This window comes from Microbulbifer taiwanensis (assembly GCF_014904815.1).
Taxonomy (GTDB): Bacteria; Pseudomonadota; Gammaproteobacteria; order Pseudomonadales; family Cellvibrionaceae; genus Microbulbifer; species Microbulbifer taiwanensis.
On the sequence record NZ_JACZFR010000025.1, the window covers coordinates 63215 to 81336 of the forward strand.

Annotated in this window: 14 protein-coding genes; 3 read left to right on the forward strand and 11 right to left on the reverse strand. The window is 63.0% G+C overall.

Annotated elements, in window-relative coordinates; genetic code table 11:
* Window positions 1–24: 24 nt before the first annotated feature.
* Both IG627_RS08445 and IG627_RS08450 read right to left on the reverse strand, forming a co-directional pair.
* Window positions 25–1395, reverse strand: coding sequence for a glutamate decarboxylase (locus IG627_RS08445; RefSeq protein ID WP_193191916.1), 1371 nt, complete (start codon window positions 1393–1395; stop codon window positions 25–27).
* Window positions 1396–1548: 153 nt separating this feature from the next.
* Window positions 1549–2820: a sensor histidine kinase gene (locus tag IG627_RS08450; protein WP_193191917.1), complete on the reverse strand. Its 1272-nt coding sequence runs from the start codon at window positions 2818–2820 to the stop codon at window positions 1549–1551.
* Between the two features lie 482 nt (window positions 2821–3302).
* On the opposite strand from IG627_RS08450, the gene IG627_RS08455 reads away from it, so the two are divergent.
* Window positions 3303–4673, forward strand: coding sequence for a multicopper oxidase family protein (locus IG627_RS08455; RefSeq protein ID WP_193191918.1), 1371 nt, complete (start codon window positions 3303–3305; stop codon window positions 4671–4673).
* Between the two features lie 114 nt (window positions 4674–4787).
* Here the strand turns inward: IG627_RS08455 and IG627_RS08460 are convergent, their stop codons facing one another.
* From IG627_RS08460 to IG627_RS08495, 8 genes are all read right to left on the reverse strand, one after another.
* Complete coding sequence (locus IG627_RS08460) at window positions 4788–5471, reverse strand: response regulator transcription factor (protein WP_193191919.1); 684 nt, start codon at window positions 5469–5471, stop codon at window positions 4788–4790.
* The gene (locus IG627_RS08465; protein WP_193191920.1) at window positions 5465–8653 is read right to left on the reverse strand and encodes an efflux RND transporter permease subunit; all 3189 of its coding nucleotides are present in this window, start codon (window positions 8651–8653) and stop codon (window positions 5465–5467) included. The genes IG627_RS08460 and IG627_RS08465 overlap by 7 nt, the downstream gene beginning before the upstream one ends.
* Window positions 8646–9884, reverse strand: coding sequence for an efflux RND transporter periplasmic adaptor subunit (locus tag IG627_RS08470; protein ID WP_226864858.1), 1239 nt, complete (start codon window positions 9882–9884; stop codon window positions 8646–8648). The genes IG627_RS08465 and IG627_RS08470 overlap by 8 nt, the downstream gene beginning before the upstream one ends.
* A complete protein-coding gene (locus tag IG627_RS08475) occupies window positions 9881–11269 on the reverse strand; it encodes a TolC family protein (RefSeq protein WP_319024527.1) in 1389 nt (462 codons plus the stop codon). Before IG627_RS08475 ends, IG627_RS08470 begins: the two co-directional genes overlap by 4 nt.
* A 118-nt stretch (window positions 11270–11387) precedes the next feature.
* Window positions 11388–11681 carry a DUF1540 domain-containing protein gene (locus IG627_RS08480; protein ID WP_193191921.1) on the reverse strand — a complete coding sequence of 98 codons (294 nt, stop codon included), beginning with the start codon at window positions 11679–11681 and terminating at the stop codon, window positions 11388–11390.
* A 147-nt stretch (window positions 11682–11828) separates the two neighbouring features.
* Window positions 11829–12122, reverse strand: coding sequence for a DUF1540 domain-containing protein (locus tag IG627_RS08485; RefSeq protein WP_193191922.1), 294 nt, complete (start codon window positions 12120–12122; stop codon window positions 11829–11831).
* An 84-nt stretch (window positions 12123–12206) separates the two neighbouring features.
* A complete protein-coding gene (locus tag IG627_RS08490) occupies window positions 12207–12401 on the reverse strand; it encodes a hypothetical protein (RefSeq protein ID WP_193191923.1) in 195 nt (64 codons plus the stop codon).
* Between the two features lie 20 nt (window positions 12402–12421).
* Window positions 12422–13057: a class I SAM-dependent methyltransferase gene (locus IG627_RS08495; RefSeq protein WP_193191924.1), complete on the reverse strand. Its 636-nt coding sequence runs from the start codon at window positions 13055–13057 to the stop codon at window positions 12422–12424.
* Window positions 13058–13197: 140 nt separating this feature from the next.
* On the opposite strand from IG627_RS08495, the gene IG627_RS08500 reads away from it, so the two are divergent.
* Window positions 13198–13650, forward strand: coding sequence for a MarR family winged helix-turn-helix transcriptional regulator (locus tag IG627_RS08500; protein ID WP_193191925.1), 453 nt, complete (start codon window positions 13198–13200; stop codon window positions 13648–13650).
* A gap of 67 nt (window positions 13651–13717) precedes the next feature.
* The gene (locus IG627_RS08505; RefSeq protein ID WP_193191926.1) at window positions 13718–17287 is read left to right on the forward strand and encodes a hybrid sensor histidine kinase/response regulator; all 3570 of its coding nucleotides are present in this window, start codon (window positions 13718–13720) and stop codon (window positions 17285–17287) included.
* A gap of 49 nt (window positions 17288–17336) precedes the next feature.
* Here IG627_RS08505 and IG627_RS08510 read toward each other — a convergent pair whose 3' ends face one another.
* On the reverse strand, window positions 17337–18041 hold the full coding sequence (locus IG627_RS08510) for a response regulator transcription factor (RefSeq protein ID WP_193191927.1): 705 nt from the start codon (window positions 18039–18041) through the stop codon (window positions 17337–17339).
* Window positions 18042–18122: the final 81 nt, after the last annotated feature.

Below are 18122 nucleotides of genomic sequence, written 5' to 3' on the forward strand. Positions count from 1 at the left end.
CAGTGCTGAGAGCCGTGCCCGGCCTCAGCACTTGCTCGGCGACACCTTGGTGTGATCGTGCAGCTTCGGCGGCGTGACATTGCCGCCGTGCTGTCGCAGCCAATTGCAGGCGTTGATGATATCGCCGGCGAGGATATGCATGGTGTCCCGGTTCAGGTGCGGCCGCACCACCACCCGCAGTGTGTTGACCGATTCCGCATCCGGCGGCATCGAGTAGGCGGACAGCACCCAGCCGCGCTCGCGCACCTTGGCGGAAACGTCGTACTCGTTGAAATTGAGTCCCGGTTTCAGGGTCAGCGCCACCACCGGGATGCGCTGGGTCTTGTTCATGATGTCGAAGAAGCCGCTCTCCACCAGTTTACTTCGCAACCAGTTGGCGTTGTCCACGGTGCGCTGCATCACGTCCCGGTAGCCGGAAAATCCCAGGCGCAGGAAGGCGTAGTACTGGTAGGCCACCGGCGCAGCATTGCGGCTGAAGTTCAGCGTGGAGGTGGGCATCTCGCCGCCCAGGTAATTGACGTAGAAGATCAGGTCCTCGCAAAACACCCGGTCGTCGCGGAAGATTATCCAGCCCAGTCCCGGCGGTACCAGGCCGTACTTGTGTCCCGAGGCGTTGATGGACTGCACCCGCGGCAGGCGGAAATCCCACTCGTAGTCCGGGTAGAGAAAGGGATTGATAAAGCCGCCGGAGGCCGCGTCGATATGCAGCGGGATCGAGTGGCCGGTTTTCGCCTCGTAGTCGTCCAGCCACTTGTGGATAGCGTCGAAGTCATCGTCCTCGCCGGTAAAGGTCTGTCCGGCGATGGCCACCACGGCGATGGTGTTTTCGTCCACGAACTCGTCCAGTCGCTCCGCAGTCAGGCGGTAGTCTCCCACTTTGAGCGGCACTTCGCGCGGTTCCACGTCGAAGTAGCGCATGAATTTTTTCCATACGATCTGTACATTGCCACCGGTGACCAGGTTCGGCTTACTGGCATCCACGCCCGCCTTTTCCCGCGCCTTGCGCCAGTTCCACTTGTGCGCCAGGCCGGCGAGCATGCAGGCCTCGGAGGAGCCGATGGTGGCGGTGCCGTAGGGCGTCGCGTCCGCGGGGCCATTCCACAGCCTGTGCAGCCAGCGCACCAGGCGTTGCTCTATGGCGAACATCTGCGGATACATATCGTGGTCGATATAGTTCTTCAGGTAATTCTTGCGGGCGACTTCCAGGGATTCCGGCTCGGTAAAGGTGGTGACGAAAGAGGAGAGATTCATCACCGGCTGCGCGTCCGTCCAGCCCTCGGCATTGACCATGGCCTCGGCCGCCCGCGGGGCTATACCATCCGCCGGCATCTGGTCCTCGGGAATATCATGGTTGTACTGGTCGAAGGGGGACTCTACCCGGGGTTTGGCGCACATCGACTGGCTGCTCCTCGGAGATCTCGCTGGGGTGGGCTGGTTGGCCTATGAATAATAAGGCTAGATCAAATATCCACTGAGCGAGTTGCCGGCCAATGGGCACGGGAAGTATTGCGCTGCTCAGTAGGTAGCACCGGGCAGGGCATTGGGGCGTCAGGATTCCGTCAGCCAGAGTATGGCCCGGCGCCCGCCGCGCTGCGGGCGATTGACATAGCGCCACCCCAGCCGCTCACTTAACCTGGCGGTCAGTTGCAGGCCGAGCCCGAAACCCAGCTCCCCTGAAGTGTCGCCGTTGTTGTGCTGTTGATTGAAGATTTCGACGCGGCAATTTCTCTGCCGAATGGCCACACTGCCCCGCGAAGTGTGCTGGAAGGCGTTGCGGATCAGGTTACCCAGCAGAATGCGCGCGACCACTTCCGGCAGCGTGACCTCACAGGGCTCTGTGTCGATTTCCAGCGAGACTTCCTTGTCCCGTAGCAGGTAGTCGAGGTCGGCGGCCAGTTGCCTCACCAGCTGGTCCAGGGCAAAGGTGTTTTCCGGCAGCCGCTCGCCGCTGTCGCGGCCCAGCCAGAGCAGGGTTTCCGTCAGGTGCTTCATGGTCAGGCTGGCGCGCTCGATACGCTCCAGCGCCAGCTGTTCGCGGGGATCACCGCCGCTTTCTTCTTTCAGTTTGCGCAGCAGCTCGGCATTGCTGCGCACCGTCGTGATCGGAGTGCGCAATTCGTGGCTGGCGTGGCGTAGAAAACGGTGTTCACGCTCCAGGCTCTCCTCTACCGAGGTGAGACTGTTGCGGATAAGTTCCGCCATATCGTTGAGTTCCGGATAGGAGAAGTCCGGAACTGGCGCCTTCAGCATTTCCGGGTTCAGGGATCGGGTCCAGTTGCCGAGTCGTGCCACAGGTCCGGAAACCCGTTGTAACAGCAGCCAGATGATGGCGGCCAGGGCCAGGGCACTGGCGCCACTGATCAGTGCCAGTGTGTGCAGGTTGCCGCGAACGTTGCTTTCCACTATTGAGGAGATGGTGGCCGGGGAAATGCTCCGGCTGATAAAAACCCTGTCGTCATCCTGCTGGTAACCGATCAGAAAATAGAGCTCTTCCGGCGGCTTTGCGACACCGGGGCCCTGCTTGACCAGCTCACTGTTATTGACTGGTGGGCTGCCGAATGCCCTGCGCATTTCTGCCGGAAGCTGCTGCCAGTCGGGTGTTATCAGGAAACCCTCAAAATCCCGTGGCGTACTGCGCTGCGCTTTGGGCACAGTGCTCAGGTAGCGCTCGCCCGCCTGCTCCATTTGCATGGTGAGCATATTGTCCATTCCCAGCATAAAGTAGCGGGCTGCCAGCCAGGAATAGCCGAAGACCAGTAGCAGACCCAGGGCGAGGAAGGATATGGCGACAAACCATTTCAGGCTGAAAGATTTTTTCAATGGATGACTATCCCGCTGCTAGATGTATTGCAAAATAAACTAGGAAATTGAAGCGCTGGAGTAATAGTAAAGCATTTTCTGCTAATCGTATTTCACTTTCAGTTCTTGTGTTCAGGGTGCTGAGCGGTCACTGGCTTTTTCTGTACAGAGAGGTTGGTTGCAGTCTTTTTTGGGTTTCTAATTCTATTTTTATCGAGTTTAACCTGGGTAAACTTCTGTAAATTCCGTGTATTTCATAAATTCCCTTCCCTAGGATTTATTCAAATCCATACAGGGAGGTGAAAATAATGAAAAGACGGGATTTTCTGAAGAATAGTGTGATTGTATCTTCCGGACTGGCGTTGGGAACGTCAGTGAATGCCAGTGCTGCGGAAGCCGGATCCATCGGGTTGAACCAGAAAAGATCTATTGGAGAATACAATCGTCTCAATATTCCCCCGCAGATCTATCGCCCATTTCGCAAAACCTACTCCCTGCCAACATTGTACATTCAAGATTCCCTGCACGAGTTCTACCCCGGCAGGCAGTCCTATGCGGTAAGTCTGTCGACGCTCTTCCACCGCTGCTCTTATCTGGGGCCGACGATCAGGGTAAAAAACGGGGACCTGGTCGAGTTCTCGATCGCCAATTTACGCTCCGAGCCGGTGACCAATCACTGGCACGGCATGCATATCCCCGGCGCTATCGACGGCGGCCCGCACCAGATGATCCAGCCCGGGGAGACCTGGCGCTTTCGCATGGCGGTGAATCAGGAGGCGGCAACCAACTGGTACCACGACCACACCTGTGAGAAAACCGCGGAACAGGTGTACTTCGGCCATGCGGGAATGTTTATTATCGAGGACGACAACAGTGAAATGCTGGGGCTTCCGAATACCTATGGCGTCAACGATATTCCACTGATTTTGCAGGACAAGCTGTTTGATAGCGCCTGGGAGCAGCAGTATTACATTGAGGCGGGGCCGGTATTCTGGGGGGATTATATTATCGCCAACGGCACCTTCAATCCCTACTGCCGGGTGGCGCCGGGCCTGATCAGGTTCCGTGTGCTCAATGCCGGCAACAACCGCCAGTTCGGTCTTCACTTCCGGGATGGGCGGGAATTTTATGTGATTGCCGGCGACGGCGGTTTCCTGAACAATCCGGTCTTGGTCAACAAGGCCACTGTGTATCCGGGGGAGCGAATGGAGATGGTCGTGGATTTCTCCGGCGACCGCGGTGCTGTCCTGGATCTGCTGGCGGAGACGATAACGGCCAATCCGGCCGATGGCCTGGTCGATATGCAGGTCATGCGCATACTGGTGAACGCCGGCTATCCACTGTTTGCGCGAGTGCCTTCAGTTCTGCGCCGTGAGCCGATCGACTGGGAGTCGGCGGTCGCCAATGCCCCCGCCGCATCCCGGTCATTCCGGATGAGTGCCAACGAGGACTCGACGGAAATGTATATCAATGACCAAGCCTACGACATGCATGTCGTCAATGAATCGGTACCGATTGGCGTTCCCGAGGTCTGGGAAGTGTCGGCAACGGGCGATCACCCGTTTCATGTACACGGCTGCTCCTTCCTGATTCTGGATATCGATGGCAAGCCCCCGGAGATGGAACTGCGCGGATGGAAGGACACGGTGGTACTGCCACTGCCGGATGGAAATACCAATGGAAGGTTTTTCAAGGCGCATATCCTGGTGGAATTCAATCACCCCACTTATAGATATCCCGACATAGAGAGTGAGGCCGCCGTCTTCAACAGGGACCTGGATTACCATATCCCCTACATGTACCACTGCCACCGCCTCGAGCACGAGGACAAGGGCATGATGGGGCAGTTTACGGTTTACCACGAGACTCAGTGAACCTCTGATAAAATTCGCTTGAGCGCCCCTGAACCGACTACAGCGCTCACGCGAATTTATCAGGGTTTTTCAAGTGCTTTGTTCAGCCCGGCAATGGCCGTTGCCGATTTGTTCTCACTCCTTAAAATTTTCGTAGCATTTCAAAACGAAACCCTGCCCGGTCACCGTGTGCAGCAGGGGCGGCTCTTCGGGGCCGTCAATGGCCCGGCGCAGGTTGAACAAATGGACTTTCAGGCTGTTGCTGTCCGGAGGTGACTCCCCCCACACGGCCTGCTCCAGCTGCTGTCGGGATACCACTGCCGGCGAGGCACGCATCAGGCATTCCAGCAGTTGCCAGCAGGTGGGGGACAGGCCGATGCTGCGTCCGCCACGGGTTAGGTTTTTTTCGCTCAGGTTCATCTCCAGGTCGCCGCAGCACAGGCGCTGCACCTGGCCGCTGCGGCGCCGGGCAAGGGCGCGCAGGCGCACCACCAGTTCCTCCATCTCGAAGGGCTTCAGCAGGTAGTCGTCGGTACCCGCCTTGAATCCCTCCACCTTGTCCTCGAGCTGGTCGCGCGCGGTGAGCATCAGTATCGGCGTGTCGTCGCCGCGGGCGCGCAGCTGCTGGCAGGCCGAGAGGCCGTCCAGCCTCGGCAGGTTGAGGTCGAGTATCAGCGCCTCATAGCGATGTTTTTCCATCAGGTGCAGGCCTGCCACGCCGTTGCTCGCATGGTCGCAGCGGATTTCCTCCAGCGCCAGGTACTGCACCAGCGTCTGCGCCAGGTCCAGGTCGTCTTCCACCAACAGGATATTCAGCATTGCGGTTCGACCGGGCGCTCCCGGCTCCTCCTGTTCCCAATCCAGCCCGCGGCTCTGTGCAGCAGGCTGTGAAAATCCCGCTGTATCAGCAACAGCGCTGGCATCAATAGAAGTGTAATCGCCGTGGCGAAGAGTATCCCGTAGCCCAGGGACACCGCCGCCGGAATCAGGAACTGCGCCTGGAAGGAGGTTTCGCTCAACAGCGGCATCAGGCCGGCGTAGGTGGTGAGGGAGGTCAGCAGCACGGCGCGCAGGCGACTGCGGCAGGCGGCTATGACAGCGTCTTCGATATTCGCGCTGCCCGCGCGCAATTGATTGAAACGGGACACCAACAGCAGGCTGTCGTTAACGGCCACACCGGAGAGCGCGATGATACCGTTCAGCGACAGTATGCCGAGGGCTATATCGTTGATCCAGTGGCCGAGGATGGCGCCGACGATGCCAAAGGGGATGGCGCAGAGGATCAGCAGCGGCTGGGAATAGGATTTCAGGGGGATCGCCAGCAGCATGTAGATGGCGAGCAGTGCGAACAGGAACACCTGCAGCATCGAGGACTGGGTCTCCGCCTGCTGTTCCGCCTCGCCGCCAAACTGGATATCCAGGCCGGGGTACTGTCGCTGCAGCTCGGGCACAAGGGAGCGCTTCAGTTGTGTCACCAGCTGGGGGGTGGGAATCACCTGCTTGTCCACATCCGCACTCAGGTAGACAGCGCGCTTGCCGTCGATGCGGGTGATGGTATCGCGGGTATAGCCGTAGCTGATGTCCGCCACCGCAGACAGCGGAATCGCATTTCCGTCACCGGTGCGCACGCGGGCGCTGCGGATATCGGCGGGGCTCTGCCGGCTGGATTCCGGGTAGCGCACTTTTACTTCGATTTCGTCGCTGTCGCGCTGGTAGCGCTGCACTATCTGGCCGCTGAACGCCTGCAGGACCTGGGTGGAAAGGTCACTGGTGGTGAGCCCCAGGGCGCGACCCTGTTGATTGAGTGCCAGGTTCAGCTGCGGCTGGCCCGGTTCCAGGTTGTCCTCGATACCACTGACCCCGGCGAAATCCTGCAGTTTTTCCTTCAGCGCACTGCCGGCGCGGGTCAGGGTGTCATCGTCGGCGGCGCGCAGCTCTATGCGCAGGGCGTCGGCCATCTGCGGGCTGTTGTAGACGGAGATGCTGCGCGCGCCCTCCGGTTGGCCGATCAGCTCCCGCCAGCGCCGGGTAAAGGTATTGGCGTCGTAGGGACTGTCGGCGGCGAGCTGCAGGGTGATCTTTCCGGCCTGGTCGCTCTCGGATGTCAACTGCAGGTGGGCGATGGCGTTCTGCCCCGGACTCTGTCCGCGCAGCTGGCGGTCCGCTTCATAGGCCTGTAGTTCCATCCGCTCGAGGTTGGCGTGGGTGAGGCCGAAGCTGGCATCGCTGGCCATGGTGATATTTGCGCTGACCGTCTCTCCCGGAATATCGGGAAAGAAGCTGAAACGCACCGTGCCGGTGAGGGGCATGCTCACCACCAGGAAAAACACCGCGGTGAACAGCACCACCACCGCGTAGCGCTGGCGCAGTGCCCAGCGGATGGCGGGTGCGTAGCAGCGCTCGCCGAACCAGTAGAGACCCCGGTCGGCGCAGCGTTGCAGCCTGCGCCAGTAGACCGCCGGGGCGCTCTTCGGCGCCTGCGCGCGGGTATTCAGGTGGGCGAGATGGGCCGGCAGTATCAGCTTGGATTCCACCATCGACAGCAGCAGGCAGAGGGTCACGATCACTGCGAACTGGGCGTAGAGTTCACCCAGCATGCCGCTGACATTGGACAGGGCGGTGAAGGCCACCACAGTGGTGAAGATGCCAAACAGGGTGGGTTTGGCCACATCCAAAGTGCCGCCAATGGTGTTGCGCAGGGAGTCGCCATCGACAGAACGCCGTGTATAGACACTTTCACCCACCACTATGGCATCGTCCACGACTATGCCCAGCGCCATGATAAATCCGAGGGTGGTGAACTCGTTCAGGGTGAGACCCAGGCCGAGGGCGCTGTCCCCCATAAAGTAGAGGGTGCCCAACACGATAAACGGCAGCCCCGCCGCCACCCAGAAGGCCACCTGCAGATTCAGGAACAGCGCCAGGACGACAAACACCAGCAGGATACCGGTGAGCGCATTGCTGCCCAGCAACTGCAGCCGCTGGTCGATGGACTCGCTGCGGTCGTACCAGGTGGCCAGTTCCACTCCACGGGGCAGTACACCGCCACTGCGCCAGCGCTCCACCACCTGCCGGGCGGCGTCCACCGAGCGGGAGATATCGTCGCCGTCGCCGGCGATTACCTGCACGGCGATACTGTCGCGGTAGTTGTAGCGGGACAGCACCGGGGTACTCTCGTCAAAGGTATCGCGCACCAGCGCCACGTCGCCGATGGTGAGCTGGCGGCCGTCGCCGGCGCTGATCAGTGGCAGTGCGGCGAAATCCGCCGCAGTATAGGCCTGCTGCGCCGCTTCCAGTTGCAGGTAGCTGTTTTCGTTGCGCAATACTGCCGTGCGGGTACTGGTAGAACCGCGCCTGATCGCCTCTTCCACATCCGACAGGGTGAGGCCGTGGGCCTGCAGGCGCGCCTCGTCAATTTCGATCGCCATCATCGGGTTCTGCCAGCCGGAGAGGCTCACCTGGCTGATGGCCGCGCTTTCCAGCAACTCGCCTTTCAACTGCTCGGCGAGTTGCTGCAGCCTGTGGCGGTCGCCGTCGCTGTAGAGTTGCAACCAGAGGGCGTGTTCCCGGCGTCGGGCCTTTTCGATCACCGGGTTCTTGGCCTCGGCCGGAAAGCTGGAGATGGCGTCCACCTTGGCCCTGACATCCGTGAGCAGCCGGTCCAGGTCGTAACCGGACTGTTTTTCCACGGTGACGGTGGCGCCGCTGCCGGTTGATGCGCTGGTGACCGACTTGATGCCGGTCACGCCCTCCAGCTGCTCCTCAATCTTGATGGCCACGCCTTCCTCGGACTGCCCGGCGGAACCGCTGTCGTAGCTTACGGAAATGGTGATACTGCTCGGCTCGGTGCTAGGAAAGGCCTCGCGGCGCAGGGCGCCCATCTGCATCAGCCCCAGGGCCATGACCAGCAACATCAGCAGGTTTGCCGCCACCGGGTTGGCCGCAAACCAGGCGATGATGCCGTCCGTCTGACCACTGCCGTGTATCGCGCGACTATCCATTGTTCACCTCCCCCTGCGCGATTTCTCGTGCGGATTGGCCTTCAATTTTTTCTGCGCCGGCCTCGCTGGGTTCAACACGCATACCGCGCAGGTAGCCGTTGAGCGGGTGCAGCAGCACCCGCTGCGGTGCGGCCGCCAGCGCCTCGGGTGGGCGCACGTAAACAAATTGCGCATCCGAGAACAGGGGCTGGGCGGCAAAGCGGTCGAGGGTGTTTTCCGCCGACAGATACCAGATTTCACCGCGCTGGCTGAGTGCCGAGCCCGGCAGCTGCCAGAGTCCGTCCAGGGCGCGACCGGGTATCGTCGCCTCGACAAAAGTGCCCGGCAGCAACGCCGGGGACTGGTCCAGCGGGGCGTCCAGGGCCACGGTCAGGGCGCGCTGGCGGGTGCTGGCATCCAGGTGCTGCTCGGCGCGCAACACATAGCCGCTCCAGCGGCTGCCGTCCGCCACCGAGGTCAGTTGCACGCGCCAGCTGCCGTCGAGGAGTTCTTCCTCCGGGGGCAGGTTGCTCCAGTCGCCGGCGGAGAGTGTCAGGGCCAGCTCCACCCGGTCGGTGCTGTAGAGGGTGGCCAGTTCGCTGCCGGCGGCGACGAAGCTGCCCGGGGAGACCCTGCGCTCCACCACCAGCGCATCGAAGGGCGCGGCGACCTGGGTGTAGGTGAGATCCCGGCGCGCACTGTCCAGTTCGGCGCGCGCCTTCTGCAGCGTCGCTCGGGCCGCGCGCAACTGGGGCTGGCGCAGGGTCAGCTCGGAATCCGGCTCTCCCGCGACACCGGACATGGCCCAGGCAGACTCCGCCTGGGCCGCCTCGCGCTCTTCCTCCAGCAGCGCCACCCGGGCATCGGCCAGATTTTTCTCCGCGGCCGCGACTGTTGCGCGGTAGTCACTGTCCTGGAGCTGCAGCAGCGGTTGGTCGCGGGCGAGGCGCCTTCCGGGCTCCAGGTCGCTCGCCAGTTCGGAGACGTAGCCGGAAACCTTGGCGGTCAGCGCCAGCTTGTAGTGGGGCTCGGCGGCGCCATGGGCGTTGACCCGGGCGCGGTAGCTGCCGGCAGTTGCCGTCACCACTTCCACCGCCGGCAGCTGTTCGCGGCCCTCCTGTGCCGACAGCAGCGGCCGCTTCGACAGCTGTATCGGAATGGAGGCGATGACCAGCAACAGCACTCCGAGGGAGAGCAGCAGGGTCTGTCGGCGGGATTTGAAATCGATCTTCAGCTTGTTCGCTATGTTCATACGTTGCTTTCCACTTCAATGCCGAGACCCAGGGCCAGGCCGAGGTCCACGCGGTTGCTCAGCCGTTGGTAAATCAGTTGGTCCAGCTGGGTTTGCAGGTCGTAGGTGGTCCGTTCCACCTGCAGCAGGTCGAGTATGTCCACCAGGCCACTGCGGTAGCTGCGCCGGTACTGGGCCAGGCTGTTGCGGGCGCTGGCCAGGGCTTTCTCCAGGTGCGCCTGCTGCTGTGCCAGGCTGCGCTCCTGCCCCAGTGCGTTCTCGACCTCCTCGACGGCGGTGAGCAGCGTGTCGCGATAGCCCTGGTAGGCGTGGGCAATTTTCAGGTCCGAGGCCTCCGCCTGGGCCCTGAGCTGGCCGCCGCGATAGAGGGGTGCGCTCAGCTGGCCCAGCAGGGACCAGAGGGGATCCGTGAGCAGGGCCTCACTGGGGGAATCGGCGGCGTCTTCCAGGGCGGCGCGAATGCTGATGGATGGCAGCAGCGCCTTGTAGGCGGCGGCACTGCGCTGGCTGGCGGCGCGGATCGACAGGTAGGCGGCGCGCAGGTCCGGGCGCCGCTGCAGTGTCTGCTCCGGCAGCGCCGCCAGGGGCAGGAGCACCGCCGGGTAATTGTCGGCGGCGACCGGTGTATCGCCGCCGCTGCGCCCCAGCAGTGTCTTGAGAGATCGCTGCAGTTGCGCCAGGGATTCGCGGTTTTCCTCCAGGGTGGCGCGGGCGCTCTCCAGCGCACTGCGCGCACTGTCCAGTTCACTGGCGCTGTCGAGGCCGCTGCTGAAACGCTGCAGGACCAACTGCTGGCTTTTCTCCAGGCTCGCCACCCGCTGCTGCTGGATGTGCACGGCGTTTTGCCGGGCAGTCAGCCCCAGCCAGTCTTTCATCACCTGCGCCGCCAGGGCGTCGCGGGCGGACTGGTAGAGCGCCGCCTGCTCCTCGGCATCTGTATCGGCGGCGCCGGCCTCGTCGCCGAGTTTTTGCCACAGGTCTGCCTCCCAGGTCACCGTCAGGGAACCCGTGTGGCTGGAATCACTTTCCCGGGCTCCGGAGGAGGCGAGGCCCAGGTCTGCGCCGGGCAGGCGCGCGGCGCCGCTGGCGCGAGCCTCCGCCCGGCGGATACGCAGGGTGATCAGTGTCTGTTGCAGATCCGGGTTGGCGCTGAGAGCCTCATGCAGCAGACGATCCAGCTGCGGCGACTGGATCAGGCGGTTCAGGTAGTCGACCTTCTGCGCTCCGGCGGGCGGGTCCGCGACCGCCTGGGACCAGCCCGCGACCTGTTGCGGCAGCTGACCGGCGTCGCCTTCCAGCGCGCCATTGGTGGGTGTCAGGCCGCAGCTGCAGAGCAGCAGGGGCAGGCAGGCAAAACTGAGTCTGGGAAATTGGAGTACTGGCACCGGGTGCTCCCCGCGATTGATTGCGGGGGCACTGTATTGGGGCTGCGGTTAACGACCGGTTAAGGCGGGGAGTGGGCGCCTACAGGGAACAGTCCCCCCTGCGAATATGTACGATGGCTTAGTGACAGGTGCAGGTCAGGCACTTGGCCGACTTGCCCTGGCTGCCGACATCAATGCCGTCCGCCGAGCACTCGAAATCGTCGTTGAAGTTGCAGGCCTCCACCTTGCAGGCGCCGACGCCGGCGGAGCGGTGGCTGCGGGTATGGGTGTTGTTGGCGAAATAGGTGTCGCAGCCGGGATTGTCGCCGTCACCGATGGTGATGGCGCGGGCGTGACAATTGCTGTCGGTGTTGTAGGCGCAGGTGGAAACGGTGCAATGGGCGACTTCCGGCATATCGGTTGCGATGAGCATAGCGGGCCTCGCTGGAATTTCTGTCTACTTGAAGACAAGTCTAGCCAACGCTGGCCGGTTGAGCCGCCAGGGGCGAGCCGTCGCGCAAGGTTTCGCTGAGTAACTGGATACTCTGAGCGTTTCGGTTGGTGGGAAAAAGAAACCGTTTCAGTGTCTGGTATAGGTCAGGCAGTTTACCGCGTCGCCGCGGGATCCCACCTGAATACTGTCGGCGGTGCACTCGAAATCCCGGTTGTGTGTGCAGTCCCCTATCTTGCAGGCGCCGACGCCGGCGGTGCGGCTGCTGCGGGTGTGCCGGGAGTTGTCGAAAAAGGTGTCGCAATCGGGATCCGTCCCCTCGCCGATGGTGATGGCGCGCGCATGGCAGCCGTCATCGGCGTTGTAGGCGCACTGGCTGATGACACACTTGGCGACTTCCGGCATATCGGTCGCAATGATCATGGTGGCTTTCTCTCGAAATGGTGGGGATCTTTTACGTTCGAGCCTAGTCCAGCGCGCGGGCTTGTCAATCGGGCTGCAGCGGCATTACGGACCCGAGTGGCCCGATGCCGGAATGGTCTTGTGCATATAGATTTTGTCGCCATCGCCGCCGCACTTGGTCCAGCCCTGGTGACGGTAATAGCCGAGGTTCTCCCTCGGCAGCCGGTGGGTCGCGAGACGAGTCAGCGAAAAGCCGCGCCTTTGCGTCTCAGCTTCGGCAAGTGCCAGCTCGATAGTCACGTTTGCCTCCTCGGTTGTTACTACTGGAGTTGTGCAGTAATGATGGATACTGCGATCTCCGGCGCGCGGTATTCGCGCGCGGTGCAGGAAAACCCGGCGCCTGCCAGGGCACCGGCAACGGCTTGCGGCGACAGCCAGTGCGCGCCTTCTGCCTCTTGTGGCTCAACGGGAAGGTCGTCGATATGTCTCTGGATTTCCTCCCAGAGGTCATCGATAACGACGAGGCGGCCGCCGGGCTTCAGCACTCGCCGCACCTCTGCCAGACCGGCCTCCAGCTGTTGCCAGTGGTGCAGGGAGTTGATCGCCAGCACCAGGTCAAAGCTCTGGTCGGGGCAGGGCAGCTGTTCCGCGGGGGCCTGGAGAAAACGGACAGGAACCGGGCATTGCAGGGTGCGGCTCTGCTCCCGGGCCAGATCGACCATACGCGGGGTAGGGTCTACACCGATTACCTCGCCGGCAGACAGGCGCGCGGCAATTTTGCGCACCACAGTGCCGCTGCCGCAGCCTACATCCAGTACCCACTCACCATCCGCCAGTTGGCTCAGCTCGGGGACAGCGCTGTGCAGCGGGTGCTCTCCCCAGCGCGCCACATACCAGTCGGCAGTCTCCCTGTCCCAGGCCGCGCTGTCGCTGTGATTCGATTCGGATCTGCTCATGTTACGTCTCCACTGCTTGGTTAGTTTATCTAACCTTATGAGCAGTTAGTTAGTCTGTCAAACTATTTGGGTGGCGCAGCATTGACCCTCAAGTGGGTGGCCCTATACTCGTTAGCCTTTCTAACTAGATGAGTGCACCGATGAGCCTGGACGGATCCCTGATGAACCTGCAGCGTGTCCTGTCCCAGGCCTGGAACCGGGCGGCCGGCGGCGGGCGGGAGGGGCTGAGCAGTAGTGAGTTCGAATACCTGTTGTGCGTCCATCTCGCCGAGGGCGGAGAGCCCGGACCGGATAGTGGCGAGCACGACGACAGCAGTCACCTTTCCGCGCTGGCGGCGGAAATGCAGGTGCAGAAATCTTCCGCCAGCGTAATGGTCAACAAGCTGGAGAAGCGCGGCCTGATACGGCGGGTCACCTGCCACTACGATGCCAGGGCTCAGCACATACTGCTCACCGAGCGGGGGCGGGAGCTGTTCCTGCGCACGCGGGAAGCCGTCTACTCGGGTCTGGCACAGTCCATGGCCGAGCGGTTGCAGCCGGCCGAGTACCGGACCCTGGAACAACTGCTGGACAAGGTCTGTGCCGACCAATAGCTAATGGCTCCCGTCGCCCCCGGCGGGTATAAAGATCACTGGCACGACACAAAGAAATAGTGATCCGATGATCGGCAAGCCCTACCTGCTGTTTTTTGCCCTGGCCTATGTGGCACTGCTGTTTGTGGTGGCCTGGCGCGCCGAGCACCGCAAGCAGTGGCTGTTGCGCTATCGCCCCGTCATCTACGCGCTGACCCTGGCGGTCTACTGCAGTTCCTGGACTTTTTTCGGCGCCGTCGGCCAGTCGGTGACCAGCACCTGGGATTACCTGCCGATCTACCTGGGGCCCATGCTGCTGTTCCTGTTCGGCGGCGCCCTGCTGCGCAAGCTGATGCTGGTCAGCGAGCGGCAGAAGGTCACCTCCATCGCCGACTTTATCGGCTCCCGCTACGGCAAGAGCCAGGGCCTGTCGGCGCTGGTGACCGCGCTGGCCATCGTCGGCAGCCTGCCCTATATCGCCCTGCAGCTGCGCGCTGTGACCATGGCCTGGGACGCCCTGGGCGCAGGTCCCGAATCCGGTGACCTGATCAGTCTCGACACGGCCTTTGCCACCGCACTGCTGATGGGCGTCTTCGCGATGCTGTTCGGCACCCGCCACCTGGAGGGGCGCGAGCGCAATCGCGGAGTGGTGGCGGCGATTGCGCTGGAATCCGTGGTCAAGCTGCTGGCTTTTGCCGCGGTGGCGGCCCTGGCCGCCTGGCTGCTGCTCGGCGGTGAGCGCTACGCGGCGGTAGACCTGCACCTGGACCCACTGATCCCCGATGCCAATTTCCTGACCCAGACACTGCTGGCGACCGCGGCCATCATCTGCCTGCCGCGCCAGTTTCATATGGCGGTGGTGGAATTCCAGGACCAGCGCGACCTGCGCACCGCGCGCTGGCTGCTGCCGCTCTACCTGGGTCTCTTCTCCCTGCTGATACTGCCGATCGCCCTGGCCGGGCAGCCACTGCTGGCACAGGGGCTGCTGGATCCGGACAGCCTGGTGCTGACACTGCCGATGGCCAGTGGCAGCAACGCCCTGACCCTGCTGGCCTATATCGGCGGTTTCTCAGCGGCCACCGGCATGGTGATAGTCGCCGCCGTGACCCTGGCGGTGATGATCTCCAACGAGCTGGTGGCACCCCTGTGGCTTTTCCTGAGCCGCTTTACACCGCTGTCGGCGGCTTCCCTGGGCAATCACCTGCGCCTGATCCGCCGTATCAGCATTCTGCTGTTGCTGATGCTGAGCTGGGGCATGCACAGGGCCATTACCGGGGTGGCGCCGCTGGCGTCCATCGGCCTGCTGTCCTTCGCCGCCGCCGCGCAGCTGGCGCCAGCGCTGGTTGGCGCACTCTACTGGCGCCGCGCGCGCCGCCTCGGCGTGCTGGCCGGGTTGGTTGCCGGATACGGTCTCTGGTTCTACTGCCTGGTATTGCCGGCGGTCTATCCGCATCAGGCAGTGCTGGCCCGGGGGCTGTTCGGGCAGGAGTGGCTGCGGCCGCAGCAACTGTTTGGCCTGGACGGGCTGGATCCGCTCAGCCACGGGGTCTTCTGGAGCCTGGCGGTCAATCTGCTGCTGTTTGTGGCTGTATCCCTGCTGTGCCGGCCGCAGGCGCGCGATCAGCGCCAGGCGGAGGCTTTTGTCGAGCTGTCGGATCGGCACGGCGGCGCCGACCTGGAGTTGACGGAATTGCGGGTCGGCCAGATGAAGAGCCTGATGCAGCCGTTTGTCGGGCGCAGGCGATTGGAACAGATCTGGAATGGTTTCGAGCGGCGCAGCCAGCAGCGGCTGCTGGCGGACGATGCCGTGCCGCGCTTCGCGGTGCAGGAGGCGGAGAGCACCCTCGCCGGCATTATCGGTTCCGCCACCGCGCACCAGGTCATCGACCTGCTGCGGGCCAACCGGCCCTTCCAGCTGGAGGATATAGCGCGACTGGTGGACGGCACTTCGCAGAAGCTGCGCTTTTCCCAGGAGCTGCTGCAGACCACGGTGGAGACTGTCGGCCAGGGGATCAGCGTGGTGGACGCGGACCTGCGCCTGGTGGCCTGGAATCGGCACTATATAGAGCTGTTCGATTACCCTGAGCGGCTGCTGTATATCGGCTGCCCGGTGGCGAAGCTGTATCGCCACAACGCCGAGCACGGCCTCTACGGTGACAACGCCGATATCGAGGTGGAAGTCGAACGGCGCCTGGACCTGCTGCGCCACGGCAGCGCCCACCGCTTCGAGCGGCGATTACCGAGCGGCACCATCGTCGAGGTGCGCGGCACGCCCATGCCCGGTGGCGGTTTCGTGACCACCTTTACCGATATCAGCGACTACCGCGCGGCGGTGGATGCGCTGGAGGAAAACCGGCGCACCCTGGAGGAGCGGGTGGAGCAGCGCACCGCCGAACTGCGGGCCAGCAACGAGGCGCTGCAGGCGGAAAACCGTCGCAGGGCCGAGGTGGAGGCGCAGATACGCGAACTGCACGGAGCCAAGAGTCGCTTCCTGGCCCACACCAGTCACGACCTGCTGCAGCCGATCAATGCCGCGCGGCTGTTTATCGCCTCGGCGCAGCAGAAGGCGGCGCGCGACTATTGGCGCGAGACCCTTGAGGACATGGGCCATATCGACAGCGCGCTCAATTCCGCCGAGCAGCTGATCGGCGCCCTGCGCGAGATCAGTCGCCTCGACAGCGGCAAGCTGACGCCGCGACGCGAGCAGTTCCCCCTGGGCGAGCTGCTGGATGCGCTGACATTGGAGTTCCAGGCCATCGCCGCCAGCCGCGGCCTGGCGTTGCGCTACAGGCGCAGCGACCTCTGGGTCCGCAGCGACCGCCAGCTGCTGCGCCGCATACTGCAGAACTTCCTCAGCAATGCGCTGCACTACACGGCCCGCGGCAGGGTGCTGCTGGGTGTGCGTCGGCGAGGCGGGGAATTGGAAATCCAGGTCTGGGATACGGGCCCGGGCATAGCGCTTGAGGCACAGGCGCAGATCTTCGACGAGTTTGTGCGGCTATCTCCCGCTGGACGCTATTTTGCTGAGGGCTCCTCTCCCGCTGGACGCTATTTTGCTGAGGGCTCCTCTCCCGCGGACAGGCCTGCGGACAAGGGCCTGGGACTCGGGCTCGCAATTGCGAAGCGCAGCGCGGAACTGCTGCAGCACCCGATCGGCGTGCAGTCGTCGCCGGGGCTCGGTGCCATGTTCTGTATTCGCGTGCCGCTGGGGCTGGCCGAACCGGCGAGGCCGGCGGCGCCGCAAGCGCAGGTGGCCGGCGCCGACCTGTCCGGTATCCGCGTGCTGTGTATCGACAACGAGGAATCGATATTGCGCGGTATGCAGAGCCTGCTGAACGGCTGGGGCTACCGGGTGACCGCGGCGCGCTCCCTGCGCGAGGCGCTCGCCGGCTGGCCCGGTGAACAGCCGCCGCAACTGGTGATTGTCGATTACCACCTGGACTGCAACGAGACAGGTATCGGGGCACTGGAGGGGTTGAGCGAGCACTGGCGGCAGCGGCTGCCCGGGATCCTGATCAGCGCGGATATCTCCGAGCAGGTGCGCGATGCCGCCGCCAGCCGCGGTTATCTCTATCTATCCAAACCGGTCAAACCGGCGGCGCTGCGCAACCTGGTGCGGCGGGTGGCGCGGCGGCAGCCGGTGGCTGAGAGTGGTTAGTGGTCAGTGTAGGGTGCGCCGTGCATGCCATGGGCCTGACCACTTGCCCTCAGGCGTGTGCCGGTAAATGCTTCGGCGGCGGCGTGAACTGCCCCGGCGGTTCCACATCCAGGCTGCCCAATGCCAGTACCGCCTGAGTGCGGGAGTTGACGCCCAGTTTGCGGAACAGTGCCGTCAGATGCGCCTTGACCGTGGCCTCGGTGACATGCATCTCGTAGGCGATCTGCTTGTTCAGCAATCCCTCCGCGAGCATGGTGGCGACGCGAAACTGTTGCGGTGTCAGCGAGGCCACCACGTCGGCGACTATCAATCCGGCCGATTCCGCCGCGCACTGGGCGGCCACGCCCTCGGGCAGCCAGATCTCACCCGCCAGTGCCCGCCGCAGCGCCTCGGCAATCGTCTCCACCGGTGCCGACTTGGGCAGGAAACCACAGGCGCCGTAGTCGATAGCGCGGCACATCACCTCGGGCTTCTCATTGGCGGATACCACCATGACCGGCAGTTGCGGGTACTGGCCGTTGAGAAAAATCAGGCCGCTGAAACCGCGCGCACCGGGCATGTGCAGGTCCAGCAACAGCAGGTCGCAATCACCGTGCTCCGCCGCGCAGCGCTGCAGGCTGTCCATATCCTCTGCCTCGTACAGCTCGGCGTTTGGAAATACCTGGGTGATGGACTGGCGCAGGGCGCTGCGAAACAGCGGGTGGTCGTCGGCGATAATAAATTTGTGCACTGCATTATTGGTATTCGAGTGCATACCCATCGCTCCCTCATCATCAAAAGGCCCTATTGGCAGGGCAGGTGCGTACACAGATTATGCTTTTTTTAAGTGTACTTT

What these genes read in the sequence shown, in the direction of transcription:
- IG627_RS08460 (WP_193191919.1), bottom strand. Translation starts at nt 5,471, where the DNA reads ATGCTGAATATCCTGTTGGTGGAAGACGACCTGGACCTGGCGCAGACG.
- IG627_RS08465 (WP_193191920.1), bottom strand. Translation starts at nt 8,653, where the DNA reads ATGGATAGTCGCGCGATACACGGCAGTGGTCAGACGGACGGCATCATC.
- IG627_RS08495 (WP_193191924.1), bottom strand. Translation starts at nt 13,057, where the DNA reads ATGAGCAGATCCGAATCGAATCACAGCGACAGCGCGGCCTGGGACAGG.
- IG627_RS08500 (WP_193191925.1), top strand. Translation starts at nt 13,198, where the DNA reads ATGAGCCTGGACGGATCCCTGATGAACCTGCAGCGTGTCCTGTCCCAG.
- IG627_RS08485 (WP_193191922.1), bottom strand. Translation starts at nt 12,122, where the DNA reads ATGATCATTGCGACCGATATGCCGGAAGTCGCCAAGTGTGTCATCAGC.
- IG627_RS08510 (WP_193191927.1), bottom strand. Translation starts at nt 18,041, where the DNA reads ATGCACTCGAATACCAATAATGCAGTGCACAAATTTATTATCGCCGAC.
- IG627_RS08480 (WP_193191921.1), bottom strand. Translation starts at nt 11,681, where the DNA reads ATGCTCATCGCAACCGATATGCCGGAAGTCGCCCATTGCACCGTTTCC.
- IG627_RS08505 (WP_193191926.1), top strand. Translation starts at nt 13,718, where the DNA reads ATGATCGGCAAGCCCTACCTGCTGTTTTTTGCCCTGGCCTATGTGGCA.
- IG627_RS08445 (WP_193191916.1), bottom strand. Translation starts at nt 1,395, where the DNA reads ATGTGCGCCAAACCCCGGGTAGAGTCCCCCTTCGACCAGTACAACCAT.
- IG627_RS08470 (WP_226864858.1), bottom strand. Translation starts at nt 9,884, where the DNA reads ATGAACATAGCGAACAAGCTGAAGATCGATTTCAAATCCCGCCGACAG.